The organism is Gelidibacter japonicus (genome assembly GCF_010725055.1).
GTDB classification, from domain to species: domain Bacteria; phylum Bacteroidota; class Bacteroidia; order Flavobacteriales; family Flavobacteriaceae; genus Gelidibacter; species Gelidibacter japonicus.
The window spans coordinates 173218-180358 of sequence record NZ_BJKB01000011.1 but is presented as its reverse complement, the minus strand read 5'-3'; the positions used below and the strand labels follow the sequence as shown (position 1 = coordinate 180358).

Below are 7141 nucleotides of genomic sequence, written 5' to 3'. Positions count from 1 at the left end.
GTTGTGGTAAAGCCTAATCAGCTTCGTCAAAACAGATCCAAAAAAAGAAGCGATAAAATAAATTTTGGTTTATTTTATCGCTTCTTTAAAGTAATCACTAAAAATGAGATGCTTTTTCAGTGGCCTCGTAAATGGTCCGCTTTTTTTATTCTTCTGTTTGATTATGCAGATGGATTTGGGATTTCTTTATGGACTTCTTCAATTGCGTCCAAAACTTCTTCGCTCAAGCTCAAATGTATACTGTCAATATTTTCTTTGAGCTGTCTTAAATTGGTGGCTCCAATAATATTACTGGTTACAAAAGGCTGTTGGGTTACAAATGCCAAAGACATTTGTGCCAAAGACAAATGGTGTTGATCTGCTATGGCAAGATATCGTTTCGTTGCTTTGGTACATTGCGCACTGCTATATCTGGCAAATCGTGTAAAAAGATTTAATCTTGAGTTTTTAGTATCCTCTCCTTTGATATATTTTCCTGACAACACACCGCAGGCCATCGGTGAATACGCCAAAAGCCCAATGTTTTCTCTCATGGCTATTTCTGCCATATCTCCCTCAAAAATCCGGTTGATTAAAGAATAGGCGTTTTGTATCGTGATCATACGCGGTAAATCGTGCAATTTTGTTTCCTCTAAAAAGCGCATTGTTCCCCATGCCTTTTCATTGGATATGCCTATATGCCTAATTTTTCCAGAAGTAATGATGCCATCCAAGGTATGAAGAATTTCATTGAAGTTATCCTGCCATTGCTCGTCTTCATGCTTATAATCTCTGATTCCCAAGGTGTTGGTATTGCGTTCTGGCCAATGCAGTTGGTATAAATCTATATAATCGGTCTTCAGTCGCTTTAAACTTTTATTGACTGCATCTTTTATGGCTTCTGGACTAAAACCATTGGTTCTGATATGGGCCGTGTACTCCCCTGGTCCAGCAATTTTGGAAGCCAATACCACCTTGTCTCTATGTCCTGTTTTGTCAAACCAGTTGCCAATAATTCGCTCCGTATCTGCATAGGTTTTTGGTTCTGACGGAACAGGATAAAGTTCGGCAGTATCAAAAAAATTGATGCCTTGATCAAATGCATAATCCATTTGATCAAAAGCTTCAGTTTGGGTGTTTTGGCGTCCCCAAGTCATGGTGCCCAAACACAGTTTACTGACTTTTATATTGGTGTGGGGTAGAGTGGTGTATTTCATATGTACTCCCTGCGAAAGCAGAGATATCCTTGTTAGTTAAACTTTTCCATTTTTGATTATACAAAGACCTGTCAGGTTTTTGAAAACCTGACAGGTCTGAAGCTACTTAATCATTCAACAATCTCGAAATCTCATCCAATTTAGGGGTCAATATGACCTCAATACGTCTGTTTTTGGCTTTACCTTCTGGGGTGTCGTTTGATGCGATTGGTGCATATTCACCACGACCAGCGGCAGTCAGGTTCTCAGGATTGATGGCCGGATTCTCTTTTAAAATTTGAACAATAGCGGTAGCGCGTTTAGTGGATAGATCCCAGTTACTATTCATTGGTCCAGTGCCATTATAAGGATCAGTGTCCGTATGACCTTCTATCAGAATTGCAATATCCGGATTTTGAGCCAATACGCTTCCCAATTGTTTTACGGCTTCTCTACCATTATTGCCCACGGCCCAACTGCCGGATTGAAACAACAACTTATTTTCCATGGAGACATAGACTTTCCCATCACGCTGTTCAACAGTCAGACCTTTACCTTCAAAATTGGTCAATGCGGTAGAAATGGCATTTTTGAGTTTGTTCATGGCAGCATCTTTCGCGGCAATCACGCTTTCAAGCTCTGCAATCCGCTGTGAACGAGCTTCCATATCTTCTTTTAATTTTTGCAAACGCGAGTTTTCATTGGCTAAAGCTTGTTCTTTTGCTTCCAATTGTGCCAATAGCTCTCTGTTCTTTTTGGCATTCTCGGCAATTGCTGAAGAACTGTTTTTCTCTAAGGCCTGATATGATTCCTGTAAATTTCTAAGATTGGTGCTGGTGACATCATACTCCTTTTGAAGCTGATTGCGTTTCGCGGTAGTATCATCGTAATCCCTTTGTAATTGAGACAATCTATTTTGCGCAAGGATCAAATCCTTTTTTAGATTGGCGTTTTCATCAGCAATTTCCCGATTCTCTTTTCTTAAGTTGGCGTATTTACTTTCTAAATCTGTATAGATTTTTTTAGACACACAAGACGTTGTCAACACAAGCGTCAACGCAATAAGGGACAATTTTTTAATCATGTTTATAAGTGTTTATTGTTAGGTTCATTTATTAGTCTTCAGTCTTCAGTCTTCAGTCTTCAGTCATCGTTCATCGATCATCAATCTTCAATTTCCAGCAATATTGGACAATGGTCGCTATGCACGGCATCTGACAAGATAACGCTACGTTTTAGTTTTTCTTGTAAAGGAGCACTCACCAATGCATAATCCAAGCGCCAGCCTTTGTTTCTTGCTCTTGAATTGGCCCTGTAGCTCCACCAGGTATAGTGGTCAGGGTCCTTATTAAAATGTCGGAACGAATCTATAAAACCACTGTTCATAAAATCTCCAATCCATTCGCGCTCTACAGGTAAAAATCCGGAAACATTGGAAAGCCCTTTTGGATTATGAATATCTATTTCTTCATGACAGATATTATAATCGCCTAGAATAATCAAATTTGGAATTCTCACTTTCAGTTCATCAATATATACTTGGAACATATCCATATAGTCAAGTTTATGTTGCAAGCGGGCGTCATTGGTGCCTGATGGCAAATATAAACTCATTATGGAAAAGTGATCATAATCTACTCTAAGGTTTCGACCTTCATAGTCCATTGATGCAATTCCTGTGCCATATTCGACGTGGTTTGGTTTGGTTTTACAGAGTATGGCAACACCGCTATAACCTTTTTTTTGAGCACTGAACCAATAGTGGTATTTATAGCCCGCCTCTTCAAAAACAGAGACGTCTAATTGTTCTTCCATGGCTTTTATTTCTTGTAGGCAAATGACATCTGGATTGGCGCTTTTCAACCATTTTATAAAACCTTTATTGAGAGCTGCACGAATGCCGTTGACGTTGTAGGAGATGATTTTCATATGTATTTCCCATGAAAATGGGAATCTTTAAGTTAAAACTTGATTTCGCACAAACTTAAATAATACTGTACTTTTATACGATAATTTTAAAGGCATTTTAACGATAAAATAATATCCGCCTTTAGAAGTTAATGTATTAGATGAAAATTGCTGTTCTTCTTATCTCCCTTATGACTTGTTGTTGTGTGTATGCACAGCAACCAACGTCCAATTATAGGACGAAGAAAATGGCGGTGAAGGATTCCGTTCAAATTGACTCGGTGAGTATCAATTCCAGTCAATTCAGTATTAAGACTAAAGAAAATATCCTCCTTGACACTTCTTATTATAACGTTGATTTTACAAAGGCGCTGCTGACATTTAAAAAACCTATTGAAACGGACTCTGTCATCATCGATTATCTCAGGTATCCAAATTTTATTACTCGAAAATATTTTCAGCTTGACGATAAGATCATCGTGGAAAGTACCGATAATCTGCAACAGCTCTATAAAATGCAGCAATCCACCTTGACCAGGAATTACACCCCTTTTGATGGATTGACCACCTCTGGAAGCATTTCAAGAGGTGTGACCATTGGCAACAATCAAAACTCGGTATTGAACAGCGAACTCGATCTTCAAATTTCAGGCAAGCTGAGTGATAAGGTGTCTTTGCGAGCGTCTATTCAAGATGCCAATATTCCTTTGCAGGAAAGTGGGTATTCCCAACGTTTGGATGAATTCGATCAGGTGTTTATTGAATTGTTCAGTGATAATTGGCGCATCAGGGCAGGAGATATTGATTTGCAAAACAATGACTCGTATTTTGCCAGTTTCACCAAACGCGTTCAAGGCTTGAATGTGGATGTAGATTTGGGCAACGACACTACCAAAACCAATTTATTTACGGCGGGAGCTTTGGTACGAGGCCAATTTACGACCAGTCAATTTAGGGCGCAAGAAGGCAATCAAGGCCCTTACAAACTAAGAGGTCCAAATAATGAGCTGTATGTGTTGGTGGTTTCTGGAAGTGAAACGGTCTATGTGAACGGAACGCCCATTAAACGTGGCGAAAATCAAGATTATATCATTGATTATAACGCAGGTGAAATTATTTTCAACTCGACATTCCCGATGACTTCTGAAATGCGGATTACTGTAGACTATCAATATAGTGAACGAAATTTTTCACGATTTACAGTATTTGGCGGTGGAAGTGTAGACACCGAAAAATTTAAAATAGGCGCTTCCGTCTATTCAGAAGTCGATTCTAAAAATCAGCCTTTACAGCAAAATCTATCCCCAGAACAGGTACAGATTTTGGCCAATGCCGGCGATGATCAATCGTTGATGGTGGCGCCTTCTGGCGTGCCAGAGCCGTATAATGAAAATCGTATCTTATATAAAAAGGAACTTGTTGATGGTGCAGAAGTTTATGTGTTTTCAAACAATCCTGAAGATGATCTATACAGTGTGAAATTCCGTTTGGTTGGCGATAATCAAGGAGATTATGTGCTGATCAATAGCAACGCAGTTTCTAATATATATGAGTATGTGTCGCCAGTTTCAGGTGTTCCTCAAGGGAATTATGCAGCAATTGTCCAATTGATAGCGCCTACCAAATTGCAGGTGGCAGTAGTTAATGGAAGCTATAAACCTACCGAGAGAACGGATATTTATTTTGAAGCCGCAGGGAGTAAAAACGATTTGAACCTCTTTTCAAATTTGGATGATGACAATAACGACGGGTTCGCTGGGAAACTTCGCGTACGACAAAAGGTCATAAAAAGTGATAGTCTTTGGAATTTGTCAGCAATACTTGATGCAGATATGATACAACAGGATTTTAAATCCATCCAACGTTTGTATTATGCGGAGTTCAATCGGGATTGGAATTTGGAAATGCCGATTGGAAATCAAAATTTACTGACTGCTGGCCTTGATCTTTATCACCCAAAAAATGGTATGGCCAGTTATAAATTTGAGCATCTTAATTATTCTGAAAATTTCAATGGCAATAGACATAGTGCGTTTGCCAGTTTGAAATTTGGAAGATGGCAAGTATTTACCAATTCCAGTATTTTGAATAGTGAAAGTGATATTTCGGAATCGACCTTTTTGCGTACTTTTAATAGATTGACCTATAACTTCAAGAACCAATGGCTGGGAACTAAATTGGCTGCAGAAGATAATGATCAACGCGAAATTGCCACCAACCAACTGACGACATTAAGCCAACGCTTTAAATCGGCTGAAGTATTTTACGGGATTGGCGACAGCACAAATGTTTTTGCCGAGTTGGGTTACCGACATCGCGTGAACGACAGTCTACGGATGGATAGCGTTGAAAAGGTAAGCAGTTCCAATACCTATTATATCAAGTCTAAAATCATTCAAAATTCTGCCACCGATTTAGGTGTTTATATCAATTATCGCACCTTAAAATCGGTGGATAAAGCCATTGAAAATGAGAAATCCCTAAATTCGAGAGTGACGTTCAGCCAGCAACTGTTTTCCCAAATAGTGTTATGGAATACGGTTTTTGAAACCAATGCCGGAAGTCTGCCTCAACAGGATTTTACTTATGTTAAGGTGGAGCCAGGCCAAGGTGCCTACACTTGGATTGACTATAATAACAATGGCATTCAAGAGCTCAACGAATTTGAAATTGCACAATTTCAGGATCAAGGCGAATTTATCAGGGTGCTGTTGCCTAATCAAGTATTTGTCAAAACGCATCAGAATAGGCTGAGTCAAACTATCACCATTAATCCGCAGCAATGGGCGGTGAGCGAAAGTGGCAGCAAGAGATTTTGGTCGCATTTTTACAATCAGACCTCGTATTTAGTAGATCGAAAGATAAAAAGAGAAGATAATGGCTTTGATCTCAATCCGTTTGCTGACAATGATGAGAATCAATTGGCCTTGAACAAGAGTGTTAGAAATGTTCTTTTTTTTAACAGAGGGAAACAGCACTTCACCACCTCTTACACTTTTTTAACCAATGCAGCGAAGACTTTACTTTCCATCGGATTTCAAGAGAGCAAACTAAAGAGCCATCAATTCAATTTTAATCACAAATTTGCCGAAAGTTGGCTTTTGAATTTAAAGACCAGTTTAGGAGAAAATCAAAGTTTGAGTGAGAATTTCGCCAGTCGAAATTATAAAATAGATGAAACTCGCTTACAACCTAAATTGTCTTATCTGTTCAATGAAAATGCCCGCTTTGATATCTTTTACCAATACACTTCCAAGGACAATACCATCGGTAATATGGAAACCTTGCTTCAAAATAACTTCGGACTGTCATTCACTTATAACAGGGCACAGAAAGTGGCGCTGACTGGTGAGATTAATTTTTATGATAATAGCTTTGAAGGCAACGCAAACACGCCAGTATCATATCAAATGCTCGAAGGTTTACAGCCAGGTAAAAACTTCACATGGACCTTATTGGCGCAACGAAAATTGACGGCCTTTTTAGATTTAAACCTGAATTATTTCGGTCGTAAAACAGAAACCTCCAAAACCATCCATACAGGAACTATTCAATTGAAAGCTTATTTTTAGAAGGTGATATATGTCACTTTTGTTATTAAGTTTTTTTCGTAGCTTTGCTACCATGGCAAATTTAGTTTCCATATTTTATACTGTCTTGATTCTTTTTCAAAGTTTGAATATCAGCTTTGAAGACGTGTCAAAATTCAGTGCGCTTATGGAACATGCGTCCTATCATCAAAAGACCTATGGCGATTCTTTTTTTGACTTCCTTTCTGAGCATTATGGCGAAGCTTCTGTGGCACATGAAAATGAGCATTCAGAGCACGAAAATTTGCCTTTTAAACATAATGACCACAATTGCTGTCATATAAATACATCTTTTACGCTTCAAAATATTGAGTTTACAAACTCTTACGAGGCTTTTTTTGAGATTCCTCTTAATTTTCATTATAAAGAATCCTTCTCCCTATTTGAGAAACCGTCTGTGTTTCAACCTCCTCAATTCGCATAATTCATTTTAGTTTAAGTTATTTTAAATAAGCCATTTTTTTCAAT

Annotated in this window: 5 protein-coding genes; 2 read left to right on the top strand and 3 right to left on the bottom strand. The window is 38.4% G+C overall.

The genetic code is table 11. From position 1 onward, the window contains the following. Nucleotides 1-161 precede the first annotated feature (161 nt). The 3 genes from G6N06_RS12660 to G6N06_RS12650 all read right to left on the bottom strand — a co-directional run bounded on the left by G6N06_RS12660 (nucleotide 162) and on the right by G6N06_RS12650 (nucleotide 3104). Nucleotides 162-1196 carry an aldo/keto reductase gene (locus tag G6N06_RS12660; RefSeq protein WP_163517110.1) on the bottom strand — a complete coding sequence of 345 codons (1035 nt, stop codon included), beginning with the start codon at nucleotides 1194-1196 and terminating at the stop codon, nucleotides 162-164. 106 nt (nucleotides 1197-1302) lie between these two features. Beyond that, nucleotides 1303-2259 (bottom strand): OmpA family protein, encoded by a 957-nt coding sequence (locus G6N06_RS12655; RefSeq protein ID WP_163517109.1) that lies wholly within the window; start codon nucleotides 2257-2259, stop codon nucleotides 1303-1305. A gap of 80 nt (nucleotides 2260-2339) precedes the next feature. Then, complete coding sequence (locus G6N06_RS12650) at nucleotides 2340-3104, bottom strand: exodeoxyribonuclease III (RefSeq protein WP_163517108.1); 765 nt, start codon at nucleotides 3102-3104, stop codon at nucleotides 2340-2342. 140 nt (nucleotides 3105-3244) lie between these two features. Here G6N06_RS12650 and G6N06_RS12645 point away from each other — a divergent pair, with 140 nt between their 5' ends. Both G6N06_RS12645 and G6N06_RS12640 read left to right on the top strand, forming a co-directional pair. After that, entirely contained in the window at nucleotides 3245-6655 is a 3411-nt protein-coding gene (locus G6N06_RS12645) for a DUF8818 domain-containing protein (RefSeq protein ID WP_163517107.1), read from the top strand. Nucleotides 6656-6707: 52 nt separating this feature from the next. After that, on the top strand, nucleotides 6708-7097 hold the full coding sequence (locus G6N06_RS12640) for a hypothetical protein (protein WP_163517106.1): 390 nt from the start codon (nucleotides 6708-6710) through the stop codon (nucleotides 7095-7097). Nucleotides 7098-7141: the final 44 nt, after the last annotated feature.

Bases quoted from the DNA above. Each gene is read 5' to 3' on its own strand.
- G6N06_RS12660 (WP_163517110.1), bottom strand. From the start codon at position 1,196: ATGAAATACACCACTCTACCCCACACCAATATAAAAGTCAGTAAACTG.
- G6N06_RS12655 (WP_163517109.1), bottom strand. From the start codon at position 2,259: ATGATTAAAAAATTGTCCCTTATTGCGTTGACGCTTGTGTTGACAACG.
- G6N06_RS12650 (WP_163517108.1), bottom strand. From the start codon at position 3,104: ATGAAAATCATCTCCTACAACGTCAACGGCATTCGTGCAGCTCTCAAT.
- G6N06_RS12645 (WP_163517107.1), top strand. From the start codon at position 3,245: ATGAAAATTGCTGTTCTTCTTATCTCCCTTATGACTTGTTGTTGTGTG.
- G6N06_RS12640 (WP_163517106.1), top strand. From the start codon at position 6,708: ATGGCAAATTTAGTTTCCATATTTTATACTGTCTTGATTCTTTTTCAA.